Annotated in this window: 19 protein-coding genes; 11 read left to right on the top strand and 8 right to left on the bottom strand. The window is 43.3% G+C overall.

From position 1 onward, the window contains the following. The coding region (locus E2L07_RS21040) for a hypothetical protein (protein WP_208402002.1) at positions 1–317 on the top strand (317 nt) is incomplete at its 5' end. Further along, the gene (locus tag E2L07_RS08630) at positions 295–2,265 is read left to right on the top strand and encodes a TRAP transporter permease (protein ID WP_134229371.1); all 1,971 of its coding nucleotides are present in this window, start codon (positions 295–297) and stop codon (positions 2,263–2,265) included. The genes E2L07_RS21040 and E2L07_RS08630, both read left to right, overlap by 23 nt. A gap of 51 nt (positions 2,266–2,316) precedes the next feature. Here the strand turns inward: E2L07_RS08630 and E2L07_RS08625 are convergent, their stop codons facing one another. Both E2L07_RS08625 and E2L07_RS08620 read right to left on the bottom strand, forming a co-directional pair. Continuing rightward, positions 2,317–3,060: a hypothetical protein gene (locus E2L07_RS08625; RefSeq protein ID WP_134229370.1), complete on the bottom strand. Its 744-nt coding sequence runs from the start codon at positions 3,058–3,060 to the stop codon at positions 2,317–2,319. 154 nt (positions 3,061–3,214) lie between these two features. Continuing rightward, positions 3,215–4,396: a KamA family radical SAM protein gene (locus E2L07_RS08620; protein ID WP_134229369.1), complete on the bottom strand. Its 1,182-nt coding sequence runs from the start codon at positions 4,394–4,396 to the stop codon at positions 3,215–3,217. A gap of 324 nt (positions 4,397–4,720) precedes the next feature. Between E2L07_RS08620 and E2L07_RS08615 the strand changes: the two genes are divergently transcribed. The 3 genes from E2L07_RS08615 to E2L07_RS08605 all read left to right on the top strand — a co-directional run bounded on the left by E2L07_RS08615 (position 4,721) and on the right by E2L07_RS08605 (position 7,978). Continuing rightward, on the top strand, positions 4,721–6,106 hold the full coding sequence (locus E2L07_RS08615) for an aspartate aminotransferase family protein (RefSeq protein WP_134229368.1): 1,386 nt from the start codon (positions 4,721–4,723) through the stop codon (positions 6,104–6,106). A 19-nt stretch (positions 6,107–6,125) separates the two neighbouring features. After that, positions 6,126–6,980, top strand: coding sequence for a MurR/RpiR family transcriptional regulator (locus E2L07_RS08610; RefSeq protein ID WP_010899086.1), 855 nt, complete (start codon positions 6,126–6,128; stop codon positions 6,978–6,980). 260 nt (positions 6,981–7,240) lie between these two features. Continuing rightward, entirely contained in the window at positions 7,241–7,978 is a 738-nt protein-coding gene (locus tag E2L07_RS08605; protein ID WP_134229367.1) for a sulfite exporter TauE/SafE family protein, read from the top strand. Between the two features lie 40 nt (positions 7,979–8,018). Here the strand turns inward: E2L07_RS08605 and E2L07_RS08600 are convergent, their stop codons facing one another. The 5 genes from E2L07_RS08600 to E2L07_RS21500 form a co-directional block, all read right to left on the bottom strand. Beyond that, on the bottom strand, positions 8,019–9,983 hold the full coding sequence (locus E2L07_RS08600) for a TRAP transporter permease (RefSeq protein WP_134229366.1): 1,965 nt from the start codon (positions 9,981–9,983) through the stop codon (positions 8,019–8,021). 260 nt (positions 9,984–10,243) lie between these two features. Next, entirely contained in the window at positions 10,244–11,284 is a 1,041-nt protein-coding gene (locus tag E2L07_RS08595) for a TAXI family TRAP transporter solute-binding subunit (protein WP_134229365.1), read from the bottom strand. A gap of 201 nt (positions 11,285–11,485) precedes the next feature. After that, entirely contained in the window at positions 11,486–12,844 is a 1,359-nt protein-coding gene (locus E2L07_RS08590) for an MATE family efflux transporter (RefSeq protein WP_134229364.1), read from the bottom strand. Positions 12,845–12,975: 131 nt separating this feature from the next. Then, positions 12,976–13,197, bottom strand: a complete 222-nt coding sequence (locus E2L07_RS21505) for an amidohydrolase family protein (protein ID WP_276399886.1) — start codon at positions 13,195–13,197, stop codon at positions 12,976–12,978. 14 nt (positions 13,198–13,211) lie between these two features. Next, on the bottom strand, positions 13,212–13,514 hold the full coding sequence (locus tag E2L07_RS21500; protein ID WP_276399887.1) for an amidohydrolase family protein: 303 nt from the start codon (positions 13,512–13,514) through the stop codon (positions 13,212–13,214). 55 nt (positions 13,515–13,569) lie between these two features. On the opposite strand from E2L07_RS21500, the gene E2L07_RS08580 reads away from it, so the two are divergent. Together E2L07_RS08580 and E2L07_RS08575 are read left to right on the top strand one after the other, a co-directional pair. Then, positions 13,570–13,875, top strand: coding sequence for a hypothetical protein (locus E2L07_RS08580; protein ID WP_134229363.1), 306 nt, complete (start codon positions 13,570–13,572; stop codon positions 13,873–13,875). A gap of 90 nt (positions 13,876–13,965) precedes the next feature. Next, positions 13,966–14,565 (top strand): hypothetical protein, encoded by a 600-nt coding sequence (locus E2L07_RS08575; RefSeq protein ID WP_134229362.1) that lies wholly within the window; start codon positions 13,966–13,968, stop codon positions 14,563–14,565. A gap of 67 nt (positions 14,566–14,632) precedes the next feature. Here the strand turns inward: E2L07_RS08575 and E2L07_RS08570 are convergent, their stop codons facing one another. Beyond that, positions 14,633–16,369 carry an alpha-glycosidase gene (locus tag E2L07_RS08570; protein ID WP_134229361.1) on the bottom strand — a complete coding sequence of 579 codons (1,737 nt, stop codon included), beginning with the start codon at positions 16,367–16,369 and terminating at the stop codon, positions 14,633–14,635. A 321-nt stretch (positions 16,370–16,690) separates the two neighbouring features. On the opposite strand from E2L07_RS08570, the gene E2L07_RS08565 reads away from it, so the two are divergent. The 4 genes from E2L07_RS08565 (at position 16,691) to E2L07_RS08550 (ending at position 21,356) form a co-directional block, all read left to right on the top strand. Beyond that, complete coding sequence (locus tag E2L07_RS08565; protein WP_134229360.1) at positions 16,691–17,980, top strand: extracellular solute-binding protein; 1,290 nt, start codon at positions 16,691–16,693, stop codon at positions 17,978–17,980. Positions 17,981–18,073: 93 nt separating this feature from the next. Beyond that, entirely contained in the window at positions 18,074–19,366 is a 1,293-nt protein-coding gene (locus E2L07_RS08560) for a sugar ABC transporter permease (RefSeq protein WP_053430647.1), read from the top strand. Further along, a complete protein-coding gene (locus E2L07_RS08555) occupies positions 19,366–20,208 on the top strand; it encodes a sugar ABC transporter permease (RefSeq protein WP_010899070.1) in 843 nt (280 codons plus the stop codon). Before E2L07_RS08560 ends, E2L07_RS08555 begins: the two co-directional genes overlap by 1 nt. A gap of 113 nt (positions 20,209–20,321) precedes the next feature. Beyond that, positions 20,322–21,356, top strand: a complete 1,035-nt coding sequence (locus E2L07_RS08550; protein ID WP_134229359.1) for a LacI family DNA-binding transcriptional regulator — start codon at positions 20,322–20,324, stop codon at positions 21,354–21,356. Positions 21,357–21,408 lie beyond the last annotated feature (52 nt).

The following is a 21,408-nucleotide window of genomic DNA, read 5'->3' as shown; positions in this document are numbered from 1 at the left end:
TTTCTGGAATTGGGTGTGTGGTAACCTCAATTATCTACAGAAATCAGGGAGTGGCAATTTTTTTGCTTATAAAGCCCTCTAACATAGGATTTAATAGCCTATTTTTATATAAAGTTTTGACAATACGCCAGATTGTCGCAAGGGGGATGAATGATCAAGTGGACGCGCTCAAATGGATTCACTCCCACTCGGTTCATTTTCAGCTCAACATCAATGGGGAGAGGGTTTTCACAGGAGCTGATTTACCCCATCATGAAAAAATCGAAATTGTCATTCACGAAGAGGTGAACGAACATGACAGAAAAACAAACAATTGACGAGCCTAAATTATCGCCTGAGGAGCAAGAAATACTTGAAAAGTACGATGCAGAGTCGCGATTTCGCACTTTCAGCGGCAAAAAGTTACCCTTGCTCGTCTCCTTGTTGGCCATCGGCTTATCGCTCTATCATTTATATACATCTTATTTTGGAACACCGCTAACGCTTCAACATCGATCCTTGCACGTGGCGGTTATTTTAGCGCTTGTGTTTTTTCTTTATCCGCCCTTTAAAAAGGCTAACCGTAAAAGCGTTCCCCTATATGATTGGCTCTGCGTCTTGTTAGCCTTATCAACGACCATCTATTTTTTTGTTGATTATGCTGGAATCGTTCATCGAGGCGGAATCCCTAATACGTATGACCTGCTGTTCGGAGCCATTTTAGTCATCCTCATCCTCGAGGCAGCACGCCGTGTAACAGGATGGGCGCTCCCCCTTTTAGCTGTACTATTTTTCATTTATGGACTTTTTGGGCGAGAGCTTTCAGGCATTTGGCGGCATCGGGGGTATGGCTGGGATGAACTGATTAACTTCATGTATGTGACGACAGAAGGTGTATATGGGACGGCGATTGGTGTATCGGCCACTTACATTTTCTTATTCATCTTGTTCGGAGCCTTTTTAAGCAAATCGGGTATGGGACAATTTTTCAACGATATGGCCCTTGCGATTGCGGGGCAAACGAAAGGTGGGCCGGCCAAAGTGTCCGTCATTGCGAGCGGCTTTTTAGGCAGCATTAATGGTGCGGCGATCGCCAATGTAGTCACGACAGGTTCGTTTACGATACCACTAATGAAAAAAATCGGCTATCACCGAAACTTTGCTGGAGCGGTTGAAGCAGCAGCCTCGGTCGGTGGGCAAATTTTACCGCCTATTATGGGAGCAGCAGCCTTCATCATGGCGGAAATTCTCGGCATTCCTTATAGTCAAATTGCCCTTGCAGCCCTATTGCCAGCCCTTTTATTCTATTTGGCGATTATCGTTCAAATTCATTTACGGGCGACGAAGCTGGGGTTGAAAGGGATTTCAAAGGAGAACTTACCGCAAGTAATGGATGTATTAAAAGAGCGTGGTCATTTGTTAATTCCGTTATTTTTTCTCCTTTATATGCTCTTTTTCAGCGGTCGAACAATTATTTATTCTGCGTTTTTAACCATTATCGTAACAGTTTTTGTGGCGATGTTTAGAAAAACGACTCGGATGACCATACGTGATCTTCTTGATGCATTAGAACAGGGAGCACGAAACGCGATCGGTGTTGCCGTTGCTTGTGCGTGTGTCGGAATAATTGTTGGGGTTGCCACGATGACGGGCTTTGGGTTAAAACTCGCCAACGGCATTGTGATGCTTGGGGGAGAAAGCTTATTTTTGACCTTATTCTTTACGATGATTGCTTGCATCATTCTCGGAATGGGTTTACCGAGCATTCCAACATATATTATTACGGCGACAATGGCAGCTCCGGCCTTAGTCACATTAGGGATTGAACCACTCGTTGCCCATCTCTTTGTATTCTATTTTGGATTGTTTGCCAACATTACGCCTCCGGTCGCTTTGGCTGCATTTGCTGCGGCTGGCATATCTGGCGGAGATCAGATGAAAACAGGCTTTATATCCATGAAACTGGCTATCGCGGGATTTATCGTTCCGTATATGTTTGTGTACAACGAAGCGCTGTTGTTGCTAAATACGACCTTTATCGAAGGGGCGCTAGTTGTTGTTACTTCCATAACAGGTGTTGTCATGCTAGGTGCCGCGGCAGAAGGCTATCTATTTACGAAAATTCCACTGTTTCTACGAATCTTGTTGTTTGGTGGAGCCTTGTTGTTCATGAATCCGAATCTTGTTCAAGATCTAATGGGCTTTGCTATCATTGGTTTCGTCCTATTGTATCAATGGTGGAGAGGAAAGAAGCAGGCAGTGGCTAGCGCAACAGTCAGCTTATGAATTTAACGTGGAAACACACCCGTCGTTCTCTTTACTTAGCGGGTGTGTTTATTATTTCTTCCGTGCCGTGAGTGGAAACTCCCAAATAATTTTATCGAGGTGGGGACGACGCATGCGGAGCGTCAACGTATTAGGTAACGATTGGGCAAATTCATATTCGGCGTGAAAGGAATTAAAGTGAGGGTGATGATCGGTTATGGAAGAGATCGGGTAAATGTACTCCTGTCCTTGCTTTAATGCAAGCTCTATTCCTTTGACGTTGTGGACATCTTCTACGACAAGGGCAAGTTTTTTTCCTTTAATGTCTATTGAGCGAATCGTTAAATCGTTTTTTTCGACAGAGCGCACGTGTTCATCGAGCTTGTTAAAAACCACTTCATGTTCGTAGTACGTAGGTTGGACATACAAGGTAAAATCAATGCTTGGCGCCTCTGATTCCAACGCTGGTGTGTAAAATTGCCTGATAAGAACAGCGTCTTGATCTTGATCCGTCACAAAATGTTCTTTTTCACTCGATTGGGCTTCATACTCCTTACCAGTTTCATCAATACTAATATGGCTTATGGCGAAAAGATAGTCTTCATCTAACGCATAGTCTGGATCTTTAGATGTTAACATTATTTCGATAAAAAACCCGTCGGGCTCTGCCACAACATGAGGAGTCCCTATTTCAAAGCGATGATGATCGGTGGGATGCTCGGCATTATTTGCTTGTACAATCGTTTCAAACGTTTCGTTGCACCCTGCTAAAAAGAATAGAAATAGGAGAATACTCCCCCCTAACAATCGTTTCAATCGATTCACCTCAAATATGTATGAAGAATTACACCACCATTTTACCACGAATAATGTCCCCTTGACAGCCTCTCTTCCGTAATATTGGTTCGGTTGAAAATGTAAAAGACAAAAAACATACAAGGTGCGTGAGGAGCACCTTGCATGTTTTTAGTTATCTTATGGCAGCAGCTCGTTTCTTTTTTTGCGGAGTATCTGGCATTTCATTGACTGACACGACTTCTTTTACTTTTTTCTCCGGTTTTGTCCAATAGTTTTCATTGCCTGGTAAATCATCAAACCATGTTGCGTCTTTCGGACAGTCAAGAACCATAAATTTACCGTAATTTCCGTCTCTCGATTGATGGTATTTTAAGTAGGCTTTTCCGTCCTCTATCGCAAGGACCTCAATTTTCCCCGATGTGTGGCTCATGCTTAAGCGAACACGTTTCCCTAGACCCGAGGTTTTCGCTTTTGCTTTTTCCACAATGTTGTACACTTCTTCCAATGTGAGAACGAAATCATTATTACCTGCAACCGGACGATTAATGAAGAAATAATATGGAGTAACTCCGGCCCATGACAACTTGTCGAGGAGCTCGGCCAAGACATCAGGATCATCATTAATTCCTTTCAATACAGGCGTTTGGTTCACGACAATTGCACCTACATCATGTAAGGCTTGGAATGCTTGTCTCGCTTCATTTGTAATTTCTACGGGGTGATTAATATGAGCCATAATGTATATACGATGATCTGGGGTGGAGTATTCACGGATTAACTCTAGTAGTTGTTCATCTTCTGTAATACGCATTGGGTTAAAGACAGGTAGCTTTGAGCCAATGCGGATGATTTTTACGTGATCGATTGCACGGAGACGCTCGATAATGTAGCGAAGTTTTTTCGTTGCTAAAATGAGTGGATCGCCACCAGTCAGCAACACGTTGTTAATCTGTGGCGTTTGAGCAATGTAATCAAGACCAGGATCTACGTCGGACATCGCTTCTTTTACATCATTACGGAAAAGGCGCTTTCGGAAGCAATAACGACAGTAAGCCCCGCAAACCTCCGAACAGATGAGGAGGGCAGTCGTTTCATATTTGTGCTGACAGCCTGGCACAACGTAATTAGTGTCTTCATCGGAAGCATCCCAGCGCCCATACTCACTAAGCTCTCCCTCATTTGGAATGACTAGCTTTCGTATAGGATCGTTCGGATCGTTCCAATCAATGAGGCTTAAATAATAATCGTTTACACGAAAAACGAACTTGTCCGTAATTTGCTTAAGTTTTTCCCGTTCTTCTTTTGGTATTTGCTCAATCTTGTCCACATTCATAATGTACTTTGGTTGAGCCATCTTTCTTCACCTTCCGTTCTCGTAATCTAGGGAAGTCCCTGCATCATCAGTATAACAATCTCTTGTAAAAAACGTCAAAAAAGAAAGAAAAATTGAAGAAATTGAATGAAAATGAAAAAAAACCTTCACTTTTTCTTTCATTTGGTTACGTGTTAGGAGATCCACGAGAGGGCAGGTTCATTTTCTGAAAGAAGGAAAACCTTCATTTATATTTAAAAATGAAATTAATTATTCAAAATTAGGCCGACACATAGTATAATGAAGTGTAAATTTCATAGATATAAACAAAAGAAAAAAATATTTCTTAAGGTGAGTGATGAATGGATGGCGATGGTAGAAGACACCCGACCTGAGCACACGTATGCGGAGCAAACCCCCCGATCGAAATCGTGGATTGAACAGGCGAAAAAAATAATGCCCGGTGGAATTACAGCAAACATTAAACATTTTGCTCCATACCCCATTGTTATGAAAAAAGGTTGCGGGGCGTTCATTACAGATGTGGATAACCACCAATATGTAGACTATTTACTCGCCTATGGGGCGTTGATGCTAGGTCACGGTCACCCAGAGGTAAAGCAGGCGATCGATGAGATGTTTGCAGACTCCGGAACTCTTTTGTTTGGGGCACCTCATCCGTTGGAAGTAACGTTTGGACATGAAATTCAGCAGCTCTATCCGAGCATGGAACGGCTCCGTTACACAAATTCTGGAACGGAAGCGACGCTTTTAGCCATGCGGATTGCACAGGCGTATACGAACAAAAAGAGGATCGCTAAATTTGAAGGTCATTACCATGGCGGATACAATGATGTACTTTATAGTGTCAGTCCGACACTTTCGGAAGCGGGGCCAGCAGACGCGCCTATACCGGTTAAAGAATCAAAGGGGATGCATGTGACGGATGGAGAAGAGCCGCTCATTTTACCATTCAACAATTTAACCGCATGTGAACGATTGCTACGGGCACAGCAAGATTCGATTGCGGCCGTCATGATCGAGCCGTTGCAAGGGGGATTTATACCCGCGACCGATACGTTTATTGCCGGTTTACGGGAATTGACCGAAGAGTTAGGGATCGTGCTGATTTTTGATGAAGTCAAAACAGGTTTTCGCATTAGACTCGGGGGTGCGCAAGAGTGGTATGGGGTGTCACCAGACCTGACGACACTCGGAAAAGTCATTGGCGCTGGATTCCCATTCGGAATTGTCGGCGGACGGAAGGACATTATGGAGGTCACATCTCCAACGACGGGTTCTGATGTGTTTGATCAATCACAAAGCACCTTTTCAAGGGCAAAAGATGTTGTCTTTCATAGCGGTACGTACAATGGACATCCGCTGATTTTAGCAGCAGGGTTAAAAACCGTGGACGTTCTTAAACGGGATATTAAAGATGTTTTTGCACGAACGGATATGCTGAAGGATGAGTTGGAAGCGTTGTTTGTCCGAAAAGGAGTGCCAATGAAAGCGGTTGGCATCGGTTCAATCTTTAGTGTAGTATTAACAGAGGAAGACATTTTTAATTACCGTGATCTCCAAGCGTCCGATCTACAAACGCGTAAACTGATTGACCTGCATTTATTAAATGAAGGTATTTATACGAAACCTCTTAACCGTTATAGCTTATCCACTGCCCATACGGAGCGTGAGGTGGAGCGAACGATTGCGGCGTATGATCGAGTGTTATCCCGATTATTTGGAGGTTGATCTTAAAGGAATGATGCCTGTGTTAAACAGCGATGTGTACAAACGGATTATGGATCTGCAAGAAAAAATGAGCAAATCACAAAAGAAAATTGCCAACTACTTGATTCAACATCCCGATACCGCTCCTTTTCTCACAGCATCAAAATTAGCAAAATATGCAGCAGTGGGGGAAGCGACGGTCATTCGCTTTGCGGTGTTTTTAGGCTATGAGGGCTACCCTGACCTACAGCGTCATTTGCAAGAGGCTTTGCAAAAGAAAATGACATCGGCGGAAGTTTTTGCACGGACAACGGATCGAGAGGATCGGCCGTCCCATGCAATTGAAGAAATTTTAACCGATGACATGGCCAATTTACGAGCGACGTTACAACAAATTGAGCTTGAAGAGTTTGAACAGGCCGTTAATAGTATTATAGAAGCGAAGCGTATCTATGTGATTGCCTATCGAAGTGCCGCGAGCTTAGGACAATTTTTAACGTTTTATTTAGATCTTGTCTTGCAAAACACAGAGCTGGTTGAGCAGGCAGATGGAGTGTCTGAGCACTTACTGGACATTACCGAGGACGATCTTGTCATTGGCTTCGGATTTGCCCGTTATACGAAGCGAACCGTTGATGTGTTAAAGTATGTGAAACAACGAGGGGCCAAAACGATCGTCATTACCGATCATGCGTTGTCCCCCCTCGTTCCATATGGAGACCGTGTGCTCTTAGCGGCTACGGAGATCAACTCATTTATTGATTCATTTGCAGCTCCCCATAGCATCGTCAGTGCATTCATTACGGCGGTCACACGATCGGAACACGAGAAAGTTCAAAATCGACTCCAGCAGTTAGAAGAACTGTGGGCGTCTTTTAACGTCTTTTATGAATGAAAAATAGGGCCCGTGCGTGTTGCATGGGTCTACGTTTTTTTAGAAAGTTTAATTTCTATTAAGGATTAAAGGACAAAGGATTACGGTAAGCAAATTACGGCTTTGCCCTTTTAAAGGTTCAACAAACGCTGAGTTTTTTACCTGTGCTTTACTTATAGCATAGAGCCTTTACCATTGCTAGATAGGGCATGGAACTGGAAATGAATCACGAGAGATTCGTCGATTGTAGGTCTCTTGGAATATAGGAAGGATCAAAACAGATGTGGATGGAGCTTATTTTTATATTTTTGATTTTGTTAGTTGGAAGTTTTGTCCAAGGCGTGAGCGGTTTTGGCTTTGGTATCATTGCCATGAGCTTTCTGCCGTTTTTCTTTACGATTAAAGAGAGCACCCTTCTTGTCGTAGCGCTAGGTGTTTTAACGGCATTGTTTATTGTTATTCAATTATTCCACCATATTCGTTGGAAAGATTTAATTGTCATTATGTGTGCAGCGATTATTGGTCGTTATGTCGCTTCGTTTGTATTGACAGCTTACGGGGAGATGGATCTTTTAAAGTCCATTTTAGGTGTATTTTTACTTATCGTGGTTGGCTACTTGTTTTGGGATAAGCCGCAGCCGGAGGGACGAAGTGTGAATCAAACGTGGTTACCAGCGACCCTTGGCTTTTTCGGTGGGCTTGTTGGAGGCGTTTTTGCAGTGGGCGGACCGTTTTTTGTTTTTTATTTTATGCTTTTATTCCGAGACGACAAGTATGCCTACAGTGCCAATTTGCAAGTCAGTTTTTTTATTACCAATTTCACAACGGTCGTCATTCACGGTGTACATGGGGATTTTACTCAATCGTACCTCATCTACTTGCTTGTCGGTCTTTTAAGCGTCTTCATTGGAACACGCCTCGGTGTTTATTGCTTCACCTACTTGTCTCAGAAAAACATTCGTAGATTGGCAGGCATCGTTGTAGCCATTGCGGCTCTGAGTCTCGTATTTTTTAGTTAAAAAAACGCTATCCCCCTTTTGAGGGATTAGCGTTTTTTCGTTAGGTTGTGGCTCGTGCTTGGTCTTTACTTCGTTTGCGGAAAAATTGAATACCAGCGATCGCAAGGACGACGACAAGTCCTGAAGCGGAAAGAATACCTGGTAAAATCAACGCGACCCCTGCAAAGAATAAAAGAATGCGTTCAATGATATTTGTATGGGAAACAAAGTAGTTCATCATCGATGCGCTAACGGCTGCCATACCGATGAGGGCAGTCGAGACGGCAATGACAATGTCTACAAAATTCGCATCTACTAAGAGTAAGACCGGATTGTACATAAAGGCGTACGGAATGATAAAGGCGGCTATCGCCAGTTTAAAGGCGGTAATCCCTGCTTTCATCGGATTGGCCCTGGCAATCCCAGCACCTGCATAGGCGGCAAGACAAACAGGTGGTGTAATGTCTGCAACGATCCCGAAATAGAACACAAAGAAATGAGCAGCAATCAGTGGTACACTATCGAAGGCCATAAGAGCAGGCGCTGCCATCGACGCAGTAACCACATAGTTAGCTGTTGTCGGTAAGCCCATTCCGAGCAAGATGCAAGCAATCATTGTAAAGAACAAGACGAGGAAGAAGACTCCTCCGGCTAGATCGATAATACCACCGGCAATTTTCCCGCCCAAACCTGTCGTTGTGACGATCCCAGCAATGATCCCAGCCGTGGCACAAGCCGCAATCACCGGGAGTGCGATACGGGCTCCTTGTTCAAGGGTATCAAAAATATCGCGAATCCCCATGCGTGTGTCTTTACGGAACAAGCTTACGAAGAAAGCAGCACCGATTCCAAAAAGAGCCGCACGTGTAGGCGAGTAGCCAAGGTATAGCATGACAATGATTGCTACGAGCGGTGCGAGTAAATCAAGTCGTCTGAGAATCCCTTTTAGCGATGGAAGTTGTTCCTTTGGCAAACCACGAATGCCTTGTTTTTTTGCTTCAAAATGGGTACCCATAAACACACCGGTAAAATATAAAAGAGCTGGAATAATAGCAATTAAAATAATTTCTTGATACGGTATCGCCGTATTACTCGCCATAATAAAGGCAGCTGCCCCCATAATCGGTGGCATGATTTGTCCACCAGTTGACGCAGAGGCCTCAGCTGCTGCAGAAAATTCCGGTTTGAAACCAGCCCGCTTCATCATCGGAATGGTGAACGATCCAGAACTAACCGTGTTGGCAACTGAGCTACCCGTAACCATCCCTTGGAGTCCACTAGCGGTAACAGCAGCCTTAGCTGTTCCCCCTGTCATTCGGCCTGTTGCACCGAAGGCGAGGTCGTTGAAAAACTGGCCAATTCCCGTCTTCGTTAGCATGACACCGAAAAATAAAAACAGGAAGATGAAAGTGGATGAAATCCGGATCGGCGTACCAAATATCGCCTCGGTATTAAAAAACATGAGCGTCATTAACCGGTCGAAATCGAAGCCGGCATGTCGGAACTGGGCGACAGGAAAATGCTGCCCAAATAGCCCGTACAATAAGGCGACCGTGGCAATGATCACAATCGGTAAGCCAACCGCGCGACGAGTCGCTTCAAGGACGAGTAAAACCCCTAATGTGGCAACGATAATATCCAAATCGGTGTAACCTAAAATCGTCACTTGATTGCTTGTCAATCGTTGGTATTCAAAAACAATGTAAAAGTTCGCGGCTAAGGCTAGGAGGGCAAGTACTCCGTCATACCAAGGAACTCCCTTCTTCTTTAATAGGGAGCGTTTCGCTGGATACAAAATAAAAATTAACGACAAGCCACCAGCTAAATGGATGGCCCCTTGTATGAGGGTCACATAGGCCCCGCGAAACGATGTGTATAGTTGAAAAAGGGTTAAGGAGATGGCGAGTATCGTAACCACCCAAACCCATTTTTGTAAGTTCGTACGGTAGTTTGATTCTTTATCATATTTACGCAAAATTTCTTCAGCTTTATCGACTGTAGCTGCTTCAGATTGCTTTTCTTTCATACGACTATTCACCACCTTAAAATAAAGTTAAAATTCCCGACGAAAAAGGAAGAGACAACTAGAGTGAACAGGAAGGACCCGTAATTAAAGCCGATGCGAGGAAGGTCTAATCATTTGTAGAAATCCAAGGCTCTTTCTATTGTAACGGCTCATAGCTTTTTCGTCGACAATTTTTGAGCGACTCTACAAAACTTATAAATCGTACTAGAGGAAGTATAAAAAAAGACTGGACAGCGAGATGCCCAGTCCCTTTCATTCAATTATTCACTTATACCTTGCTCTTCGAAATACTTTTGCGCACCAGGATGGATCGGTAATCCTTCAGATCCATTTAGGATGTTTTCCATTTTCATGTGTTCACCTTGTGGATGAGTGATGCCTCCAGCATTTTCATACAACGCTTTAACGATTTCGTAGCCAAGATCTTCGCTAACTTGATCTAAGGAAGCAACGAGAATTGCATAAGCCGTAACCGTACTTACAGAGTCATCTAAGAAGTCATATGCCCCTGCATCAATTTCATAGGCACCGTAATCGCTGTTTTCTTCAACGTATGCGAGGGCATCACCTTCGATTGGTAGGATGACAACTTCGCGTTGAAGGGAAAGCTCTGAAGTCGTGCTATCTGGTAACCCGAGTAATCCGAAAGAGGCGTCAAGCTGTCCGTCTTGAATACGAGCAGCTGCATCACCGAAGCCTTCTTCAAATGCTTCATAGTCACCATCTTCAATACCGTGTGCTTCTAAAATTAACCGAGCAGCTGACTGCGTAGCACTCCCAGCTGGACCAATAGCAACGCGCTTCCCTTTAAGGTCCTCAATAGAAGTAATTCCTGTGTCTTCTGTCGTAACTACTTGCATTACTTCAGGATAGATGTAGCCTAAGAAGCCGAAGTTATCAACAACTGCTCCTTCAAAGTCCCCCTCACCAGCAATCGCTTGTAAGGCAGGGATATGAACGGTCATCCCAAGCTGCATTTCCCCGCGGAAAATTTGCCCAAGGTTATCAACCGATGCACCAGATGCTACGGCACTAACGTTAAATCCATCGTAATCCACGTTCGCATTTAATACATTTGCGATTTCTTGACCAAGTGGATAATATGTACCACCGGTACTCCCCGTCCCAAGCTGTAAATCTGTTAAGTGATCTCCAGCTGCTTCTTCCTGCTCTTCACCTGTATCGGCCGGATCGTCACCTGCTGGTTCTTCCGCATCTGTGTCAGCATTGCCACCACATGCACCTAGAATCAGACCAAGTGAAAGAAAGCCTGCTGAAAGAAAACCAAGTTTCTTCTTCATGAAAGTTTCCCCCTTTTTTATTTATTATTTCGTATGCCCTTTCATACAGGCATAGTACCATTTTAATCTAAAATTTCGTTTAATGTCAAAGAGTGACTAAAAGAATGGGATAAGTTTCGTGGGAGAAAATCCGACATATTTTTCATGTCTTCCCCCTGTTTTTTACAACGAACTGGGACATTTTCTCTTATATGAGCAGGTTTATGCAGACGCTTTTTTTCCGACAAAGGACATTTCTTGCCACTTCCCTTTCCGCCAACGCCAAATCATCAACAATCCCCTGAACCATTCATCTGCGATAAAGGCAATCCATACCCCAATGAGGCCTAGACCGAGGGGGAGCCCTAGTAGATAGGCAATCGGTACGGCAATTCCCCACATGGACACGATCGCTAAATAGACCGGGAACTTAACATCCCCTGCCGCTCGCAGTGAGCTAATCACCACGAGGTTACATGCTCTCCCAGGTTCTAAGATGATCGTAAGCAAAAGCAAGGTCGTGCCGAGGGATAAGATGTCGGGATTGTCGGTGAAAACTCCGAGCAATGGTGTACTGAAAGCAAAAAATACCACAGCCATTGAAACGGAGACAGTCATGGCAATCCATAGACTTCTAAAACAGCGGACATACGCTGCCTGAATTTGTTTCGCACCGACCTGATGACCGATCAAAATTTGCGTACCTTGCCCGATGGCAACAGCAAAAAGGAACACGAACATCATCAAGTTCTGGGTGTACACTTTCGTTGTGAGTGCTTCTGTGCCCATCATAGCGATAAAGTAGGTGATCACTAACTGAGATGCATTGTAGGATAATTGCTCTCCAGCAGATGGAATCCCAATTTTTAATAGATTTCTCAATTCGACACGAGGAAATGTTTTTAATAAGTAAGCAAATGGAAGCTCTCCTCTAATTCGTTTATAAAGCAAGATGGCGATCACGAAAAGGCCAATCGTACGACTTACGACAGTGGATAAGGCAACCCCTGTAACACCGAGCACGGGAATCCCAAACGGACCAAAAATAAACAAATAGTTTCCGATCACATTAAGGATGTTCATCCCGATCGTTACATACATAACATCTTTCGTAAATGAATGGCTCCGAAGAATGGCACCTGCGGTCATAATGAGTGACTGAACAACGGAAAAGCCACCGACGATTTGTAAATAAAGAGTGGCCTCTTGTAACAGGCTATCATCTAATTGCATCGCTTTTAGAATAGGTGGACCAAAGGCGATGAGCAATAAACCTAAAACGATACCAAATATCAAGTTGGCGCCTATCGAAACAACCGCTACTTTTCCGGCATTTTCTCGCTCCTTTGCACCAAGGTGTTGCGCGACTAAAATGCTTGTGCCAGTTGCGACGAACCCGAACATGACAATAATGACCGCGAGAATTTGATTTGAAACACCGACCGCAGCAACAGCGTCATCAGAATATTGACTGAGCATAAGAGTGTCAGCGTTTCCCATAAGCATGTGCAGCAAAATTTCAATGAATATAGGCCAAGTGAGGGCAAAGAGGGTGAGTTGTTTTTTCGTTTCACCTTTCATTTCTAATCCCCTTAAAAAATTAATGTCGACGTTAATTATAAAGGGTAACTTATGAAAAGGTAAGGGGTTATTTAGACTTGCGAAAAAAATTTTTCGCCTTTTTATTCTTTGTGAATATAAATGGCATTCTGTCAATGGATTTGATCCGGGTAAAGACGAACCCCTCCTTTAAACACGTGTTGAATATTCTTGAGGTTGCTTATATCTTCTAAAGGATTTCCTTTAACGACAATTAGGTCGGCCAATTTTTGTTCCTCAAGAGATCCTATTAAGGAATCGACTTTAAGACACTTAGCGCCTAAATAGGTAGCCGATTCAATGGCCTGAGCAGTTGTCATACCTTCTTCTAACATAATTTTTAATTCTTCTACAAGTTGACCGGGATTATTAAAAGGGGTCCAGCGTCTGTACCCGCGATGATTTTAACGCCTCTTTCTAAAGCTAGTCGGAAACTTTTTCTATGTTCCTTTTCAATCTCTTCTATTTTATCTATCATATGTTGTGGAATGTGTTCACTGTTTTTTTGAAGTAATGTCGGAGCCAAGAGAGTGGGTGTGAGATAGATCCCTAAATCTCTCATCGTATCAACCGTTTCCTTATCTAAGTAATATCCATGTTCGATTGTATTGACTCCAGCTTTGATTGCGTTTTTAACCCCATTTAAGCCTATGGCGTGCGCGGCCGTGGTTAAAGAAGCTTTTGCCGCTTCTTGATAGATGCATCCTATGAAAATAAGTAATAAGTTAAAACACGAGCCAGTAACTGCCGATGACGGGAAACGCTTTTCTGCTATGTGGCCGTTTGCAAAGGGTCTTTATTTCATCGATTCTTCCATTGATAACTATATGCTTAGAGCACATCCCTTAGATATTACCAACGAGTTATTGCTCGTATCAGATCTCGTTTTTCTGACTCTAATGATTTTGTCGTTTCTGTTATTAAAGGCCGTCACAAACAGCTTACAGCAGTTAAAGGCTAGCAAGGAAGATCTCGAGCAACAACCTGAGGAGGAACCGTCATTCAAGGCTTAACCATGAGCAATTTAGTATTTATACCGTTTGAAGGAATGAGGGCAGCAACCGCCCCCTTTGACAGCATGAAAATGTTATGGAGGAATGGACATGAATGAGGGCAACCACCAAGGGAGCGAAAAAAAGAAGAAAACGAATCGATCAGGGAAATATAACGCATATAAATGGCCTACGATTATCATGATCACAGGATTGATTCTTAGTTTTTTCTATAAATACGGGGATATGATATTTGAGGATAAAACGGTTCCAGAAGCTGTCACGCCTGAAATTCAAGAGTCCATTAGGGAAACACAAGAAGCTTTTGCACAAGAAAGAGAAGCTAGCATGGTAGAAGAAACGATACAACCTGTCGAATTATTTCTGCAACGTTTGGCTGATCATGAGTTAGAAGCGGTTCTATCGCAAATCGTTGAACCAAGCTACCAATCAATCATACGAGAAAATTTAGACCATCCTCTTTTTGAACAATTGATCGGTGCAGAAATAGCAGAAGTTTTTTATCCACATAGAGGGTTATCGCTCGTCGCTTATTGTCTTCTAGTGAATAAAGAAACAGATGTTCAGGCAATTGTCGGAGTAGAACTTGGCCAAATCGCCTACATTTACGCAGACGATTGGAATGAATCACAAGAAGACATAGAAAAGTATGAATCGCTATTGGAAGAAATCAAGCAGAACGAAGATTAGTCTTTCATTGCAAACAACACACCACTTTATTGAACTTTCAAGTGGTGTGTTGTTCTATTCTAAAGACCTATTTAAGAACCATCGCGGATTTAGCCGGAATGCCAATTTCTGTTGTGAGCGAGAGAGTTTCACCTGTTAGCAAGTCATTTGCGTCACGATTTGTCCAGCTGACAGGTAACTGTACGCTGTCTGGTTGATCTGTGGAATTGATGACAAACAAGAGCTGTTGATTTTCGTATGTCTTTTGATAGATGAGAAGAGAAGAATCATTCTCCACAAACGTCAAATCCCCTTCGGTTCCGAAAGCTTTCTCTTGCTTGCGAAGTTGAATGAGACTTTTGACAAAGGAGAGTAACTCTTGATTTTGTTCTTCTTCCTCCCAAATCATGCATTTACGACATCCAGGATCTTGCTCACCGGTCATGCCAATCTCATCTCCGTAATAAATACACGGTGTTCCGCGCTGCGAAAAGAGCAAGAGAAACTGAAGTTTAACACGGGCCACATCGTGGTTCGTTTGCGTCAATATTCGCGGGGTATCATGACTACCGAGCAAATTAAAGGCTACTTGTTGGACGTGAATTGGGTACATGTGCATCAATTGGGTTATGACATGCTCGAATTGCTGTTTACCTATCTTTTGTTTCCCGGCAAAATCGATGATCGCATTAGTCAGTGGATAATTCATGACTGCATCAAATTGATCGCCGGCAAGCCAAGGAAGGGAGTTGTGCCATACTTCACCAAGGATGTATAAGTCAGGCTTTAATGCTTTAACTCTTTTACGAAATTCTCGCCAGAAGGCATGGTCGACTTCATTAGCTACGTCTAACCGCCAGCCGTCAATGTCAAACTCTTTGATCCAATACGTTGCCACATTCAGCAAGTATTCTCTCACTTTCTCGTTTTCTGTATTGAACTTTGGCATAAATGGCGTGAAGGCAAACGTATCGTAGTTTGGCGGCTCTTCCGCACGAACAGGAAAGTCACGCAAATGAAACCAATCACGATATTTTGAGTGCTGCTGGTTTTTGAGCACATCTTGAAACGGTGGGAAGTAGAAGCCGGCATGATTGAAAACGGCATCAAGCATGATGCGAATTCCCCGTTTGTGGCACTCATCTACAAGACGTTTAAACGTTGCTTTATTACCAAAGTGAGGGTCCACTTTTACATAATCAATCGTGTCGTATTTATGATTAGAAAACGCTTCAAAGATCGGTGTTAAATAGATTCCATTAATCCCTAACTCTTGCAAGTAATCGAGATGATCGATGATTCCTTGAAGGTCTCCACCGAAATGGTTGGTTGGAGTTGGCGCAGCGCTTCCCCACGGTAAGGTACCTTCAGGATTACGGCTCGGATCCCCATTTGCAAAGCGTTCGGGGAAAATTTGATACCATACAGTGTCTTTTACCCACTCAGGTGGTGAAAACAAATCAGCTGAATTCATAAATGGAAAGCAGAAATAATCGCTCGTATCTTTTGATGGTGTATCGAGAAACCCACTTTCTCCATAGTAGATCGTTTCAGTTTTTGTTATGATTTCGAAGCCATAACGCAACCGTCGATAAGGAGGAGTTACCTCTACGAACCAGAAATCATGCTGTGCATCAGATCCTGTTGGAGTCATCTCTTTTTTAGAGGTTACCCATTGTTTTTTTACCCAGTCATAAGGATCGCCATAAATCAGGTTCACTTTTTGCACGTAATTCTTACCTGTGCGAAGACGAATGTGCATCGTGCTTTTATCATAAGCATAAGCGTCTTCACTTTTTGGTCGATGATAGATTGTAGCTTTCAATCGTAACTAACTCCCTTCCATATGAGATTACAAGCTTGCTTAAACGTTTACAGTCTTTATACTTTTCAGCCTAGGAGATGAGGATAGGAATGTCAAGAGAAATGTGCAAACGTTTGTCGAATGATAGGTTAATAGATTTCTATGTGACAGAAAAAATAGTTGTATTCCTCATGATAACGTAATATAATGGCGTTGGAAGTGGTTATTGCAACCGGTTTCATTTTTTCTCGTAGGTTGTGCAAACGATTTCCTAAAATTGCGCTGCTGCAAGGTGAGTTTTCGGCCTTGCAGAGAAAATTACGTTTAAGGGGGAAAAACGAAATGAAGAGAACAAAATCATTTTTGTGGCTTACTGTTTTAGTTCTTGCGTTATCGGCATTGCTTGCTGCGTGTGGTCCTGATCGTGATGAAGGAAATGGTTCAGCAAGTGAGAGCGGAGCGTCAGCTGGTGAAGATGGGGGAGAAGGGACAGCACCAGAGAAGCCAGATACATTAACAATGTGGGTCAATGATGAAGATGCACAATTAAGTGCATATGAACAAATTGTTGAGAAATATGAAGAAGAGACAGGCATTGCGGTTGAGATTACCCCATTTTCCATGCTTGATCAATTGGATGCCCTTTCTTTAGATGCAGCAGCTGGTGGTGGGCCTGATCTATTCTTCCAGCCGAACGATCGGATGGGGGATATTTACTTACAAGGGTTGGCGGCCGAGCTAGAGTTAACGCCAGAACAACTTGAAGGATATCCAGAAGGTGCAATTGATGCTTTAAACTACGAAGGAGCCCAGCTAGGGATACCGGCTGTTATTGAAACCTACGCGTTATTCTATAACACTGAGCTTGTTCCAGAAGCACCTGAAACATTTGAGGAAATGGAACAAATCGCAGCAGAGCTTACGAATGCTAGCGCGGACGAGTACGGATTTTTAATGGAAGCGACTAATTTCTATTACCTTTACCCATTCCTTGAAGCGCATGGAGGCTACGTGTTTGAGCAAGATGCGGAAGGCGTGTATGATTCGGCAAGCATCGGCCTTGCCAACGAAGGTGCGATTGAAGGAGCAAGTTTAATTCAATCATGGTTTGAAGAAGGTTACTTACCAGTAGGGATTAACGGTGATATTATGAGCGGCTATTTCCGCGATGGACAAGTGGGAGCCGTCATCACGGGTCCATGGAGCATTCCGGAATTTTCAGAGGCTCTTGGCGACAATCTAGCCGTTGCTCCTCTTCCTAAAATCAACGGCAAAAATCCTGCTTCATTTTCAGGCGTAAAAGGTTGGTTAGTGAACGAATACAGCGCGAATCAATATTGGGCAACAGACTTAGCGTTATTTATTACAAACCCTGAAAACTCACTTACGTACTTTGAAGTAGCAGGTGAGTTGCCAGCTCGTACAGATGTGGAGATTGATGATGAACTGCGTCAACCGATTTTAGAGCAATCTGAATACGCAGTGCCGATGCCGAACATCCCAGCCATGTCATCTGTATGGGAACCAATGGAGGATGCATTTGAGTTCATTTCACAAGGGGAGGATCCGGCAGAAGTTTTAGAAGAAGCGGTTCAACAAATTGCTGATAAGATCACCCTTCAAGAAAGTTAATTCAAGTGATTGGATGGAGAGTTAACCGCTCTCCATCCTTCTGATAGAGTGTAGGCGGTGAACGAGGTCATCGCATGTAGAGGAGGAACAAAAATGGAAAAAGAGGTAAGGGAGAAAGCAGCGACAACGAACCCAAAACTCGCGCTTTTACTGTCGATCATTCCTGGATTGGGACAATTGTACAATAAGCGTTATTTAAAAGGGTCGGTCTTTTTCATTCTCTTTGCTGCCTTTATCATCGTCTTTCATGACTTTTTAAATATTGGCTATTGGGGGATTATGACGCTAGGGACGTTAGAGAGAGTCGATGACTCACGGATGTTACTCGCCCAAGGAATCATGGCGCTCATTCTTACCGTTTTTGCCGTTGGCTTTTATCTTCTAAATTTACGTGATGCATATAAGGATGCAAAGAGAATTCAACAAGGCTGGAGAATTCCTCCGCTTCGAGAAAGCTTTCAGCAAGCATGGGATAAAGGATTCCCTTATATGCTTATCGGGCCGGGACTCATCTTTTTAATCTTTACTGTTGTCTTTCCTCTGTTGTTTATGCTCGGACTTGCTTTTACGAACTACAATTTGTATAATGCCCCGCCCCGCAATTTACTTGATTGGGTTGGATTTGACAACTTTGTTCAGCTCGTAACAGTACCGATTTGGCGCGAAACGTTTTTTAGCGTCTTTTCCTGGACGTTAATTTGGACGTTTGTCGCCACGTCATGTCAAATTGCGCTCGGGTTATTTTTAGCGATGATGGTCAATGATCCGCGGATTAAGTTTAAAAAATTCATTCGCACGATTCTAATTTTACCGTGGGCCGTACCGGCTTTTGTGACGATTTTGATTTTCTCTGCGATGTTTAATGACAATTTCGGTGCTATTAACCGAGATATTCTCATTCCTTTGTTTGGCCAAGGGGCTCCATGGTTAACTGATCCATTCTGGTCCCGGTTCGCGTTAATCATGATTCAAACTTGGCTAGGCTTTCCATTTGTTTTTGCCTTATTTACGGGGGTTCTTCAAAGCATTTCAAGCGACTGGTACGAAGCGGCAGATATGGATGGAGCCAATCGACTGCAAAAATTTCGTCACATTACGATGCCACATATTTTGTTTGCGACCGCGCCGCTACTCATCATGCAGTATGCAGGAAACTTTAACAACTTTACGATCATTTATCTTTTTAACCAAGGGGGACCGCCGATTCGCGGGCAAAATGCAGGCGGAACCGATATTCTAATTTCGTGGGTGTACAGTCTCACATTTGAAAACTCACAGTACAGTATGGCGGCAGCCATTTCGATTATTATCGGTTTAATTGTTGCCGGCTTCGCTTTGTTCCAGTTCCGTCGCAGTCGTTCCTTTAAAGAGGAGGGGAGTATCTAATGAATAAAAAAGTAAAATCACGACTCGAAGTGACAGCGATTTATTTGTTTTTACTCGTCATGGGTATCGTCATTCTTTATCCCCTTCTTTGGACGGTCGGGTTGTCGTTGAATCCCGGGACAAGTTTATTCTCGTCACGGATGATCCCAGAGACGATTTCGTTTCGCCATTATGAATGGTTGTTCTTCGATCCACGAAGCAACTATTTGCAATGGTATAAAAATACGCTCATCGTCGCGAGTGTAACCTCTGTTTGTTCAACGTTCCTTGTTGCTTTAACAGCCTATGCGTTTTCACGTTATCGTTTTGTCGGAAGAACATATGGCCTGTACGGCTTTTTATTGCTGCAAATGTTCCCTGTTTTAATGGCGATGGTCGCCTTGTATATTTTGTTAAACACGGTGAATTTGCTTGATACGCTTCTTGGGCTTATCCTTATTTATGTAGGAACCTCCATTCCGATGAATGCGTTTCTCGTAAAAGGCTACTTTGATACGATTCCTCGCGAATTAGACGAATCAGCGAAATTGGATGGTGCTGGCCATTTCCGTATTTTCTTTACGATTATGCTACCACTGGCAAAGCCCATTTTAGCCGTCGTGGCACTGTTTAATTTTATGTCGCCTTTCATGGATTTTATTTTGCCACGAATTATTTTACGAAGCCCCGAGAATTATACGCTCGCTTTAGGGTTATTCAACTTTGTGAACGATCAGTTTGCCAACAACTTTACTAGGTTTGCGGCAGGAGCAATTTTAATTGCCATTCCGATTGCAACTGTTTTCTTGTTCTTGCAGCGCTATTTGATTAGCGGGTTAACGACTGGTGCTACGAAAGGTTAAATTAGGAACCCCTTTCTTTAAATAAAAAAGAAAGTCTATCGTCTTTTGTGAAAAAATCGTTTACAATAAAAAACGATTGTTCATACAAATTTTTACGATCGGAGGGGATACCGATGGCGGTAACAATTAAAGATGTGGCAAAACTGGCAAAGGTTGCACCGTCAACGGTATCACGAGTCATTGCCAACAATCCGAGAATTAGCCAACGAACAAAGGAGCGCGTCCGTGAAGCGATGGAGCAACTCGGATATTATCCGAATTACAATGCTCGGAGTCTCGTGAACCAAAGTACAAAAACGTTAGGGATCATCATTCCGAGCTCTGCGAGAATTGCGTTTCAGAACCCATTTTTTCCTGAAGTCATTCGCGGGATCACGACGAAGGCGTATGTTGAAAAGTATGGCTTGTACTTATCCACAGGGCAGACGGAAGAGGAACTGCTTGCAGAAGTAAAAGAGATGGTGCAGAGTCGCAGGGTGGATGGAATTCTTTTGTTGTATGCGAAACAAGATGACAAAGTGATGCCATATTTAATTGAAGAAGATTTTCCTTTTGTCCTAGTCGGTCGACCGTACGACGATCAGCTTAAGGAACTCGTTTCGTTCGTGAATAATGACAATGTGAAAGCAGCCAAAATGGTAACAGAGTACATCCTATTACTCGGCCATCGAAAAATTGGATTCATTGGTGGGAATCTTGAATACACGGTGACGATTGACCACAAGGAAGGGTATCAGCGTGCACTTGCCAACGCAGGAATCCCGTTTCGCGAGGAGTATGTTGTCTACTATGATGAGGTTGAAGAAGGGGGACAAGAAGCGGTCATTGAGCTAATGTCCCTTGAAGAGCCACCGACGGCCTTAATCGTGGCTGACGATTTAATGGCATTAGGTGTCTTGCGCATGTTAGACGAAATGGATGTTTCAGTACCGGAGGAAATGTCGATCATTAGCTTTAACAATGCAATGATTTCTGAACTGTCTTCTCCGTCTCTTACGACAGTGGATATTCATATTTTTGACTTAGGCTTTCAAGCGACCGAATGCTTGATCGAGAAAATGAAAGATCCAGAGCGACCGCCAGCACAAATTATTATTCCTCATAAGCTCATTAAACGGCAAACGTGCCGGCGTCTACTAAAATCATAAGTTCAAGCGGTCTGACATAGTCGGACCGTTTTTTTGTACAACAACTGAGAAT

The sequence above is a fragment of the Halalkalibacterium halodurans genome, from assembly GCF_004376175.1.
Lineage (GTDB): Bacteria > Bacillota > Bacilli > Bacillales > Bacillaceae_D > Halalkalibacterium > Halalkalibacterium halodurans.
Note: the sequence above shows the minus strand (reverse complement) of the source record. Positions and strands in the feature narration are given on the sequence as shown.

What these genes read in the sequence shown, in the direction of transcription:
- E2L07_RS08630 (WP_134229371.1), top strand. Translation starts at nt 295, where the DNA reads ATGACAGAAAAACAAACAATTGACGAGCCTAAATTATCGCCTGAGGAG.
- E2L07_RS08620 (WP_134229369.1), bottom strand. Translation starts at nt 4,396, where the DNA reads ATGGCTCAACCAAAGTACATTATGAATGTGGACAAGATTGAGCAAATA.
- E2L07_RS08615 (WP_134229368.1), top strand. Translation starts at nt 4,721, where the DNA reads ATGGCGATGGTAGAAGACACCCGACCTGAGCACACGTATGCGGAGCAA.
- E2L07_RS08605 (WP_134229367.1), top strand. Translation starts at nt 7,241, where the DNA reads ATGTGGATGGAGCTTATTTTTATATTTTTGATTTTGTTAGTTGGAAGT.
- E2L07_RS08600 (WP_134229366.1), bottom strand. Translation starts at nt 9,983, where the DNA reads ATGAAAGAAAAGCAATCTGAAGCAGCTACAGTCGATAAAGCTGAAGAA.
- E2L07_RS08595 (WP_134229365.1), bottom strand. Translation starts at nt 11,284, where the DNA reads ATGAAGAAGAAACTTGGTTTTCTTTCAGCAGGCTTTCTTTCACTTGGT.
- E2L07_RS08590 (WP_134229364.1), bottom strand. Translation starts at nt 12,844, where the DNA reads ATGAAAGGTGAAACGAAAAAACAACTCACCCTCTTTGCCCTCACTTGG.
- E2L07_RS21505 (WP_276399886.1), bottom strand. Translation starts at nt 13,197, where the DNA reads ATGTTAGAAGAAGGTATGACAACTGCTCAGGCCATTGAATCGGCTACC.
- E2L07_RS08580 (WP_134229363.1), top strand. Translation starts at nt 13,570, where the DNA reads ATGAAAATAAGTAATAAGTTAAAACACGAGCCAGTAACTGCCGATGAC.
- E2L07_RS08575 (WP_134229362.1), top strand. Translation starts at nt 13,966, where the DNA reads ATGAATGAGGGCAACCACCAAGGGAGCGAAAAAAAGAAGAAAACGAAT.
- E2L07_RS08565 (WP_134229360.1), top strand. Translation starts at nt 16,691, where the DNA reads ATGAAGAGAACAAAATCATTTTTGTGGCTTACTGTTTTAGTTCTTGCG.
- E2L07_RS08560 (WP_053430647.1), top strand. Translation starts at nt 18,074, where the DNA reads ATGGAAAAAGAGGTAAGGGAGAAAGCAGCGACAACGAACCCAAAACTC.
- E2L07_RS08555 (WP_010899070.1), top strand. Translation starts at nt 19,366, where the DNA reads ATGAATAAAAAAGTAAAATCACGACTCGAAGTGACAGCGATTTATTTG.
- E2L07_RS08550 (WP_134229359.1), top strand. Translation starts at nt 20,322, where the DNA reads ATGGCGGTAACAATTAAAGATGTGGCAAAACTGGCAAAGGTTGCACCG.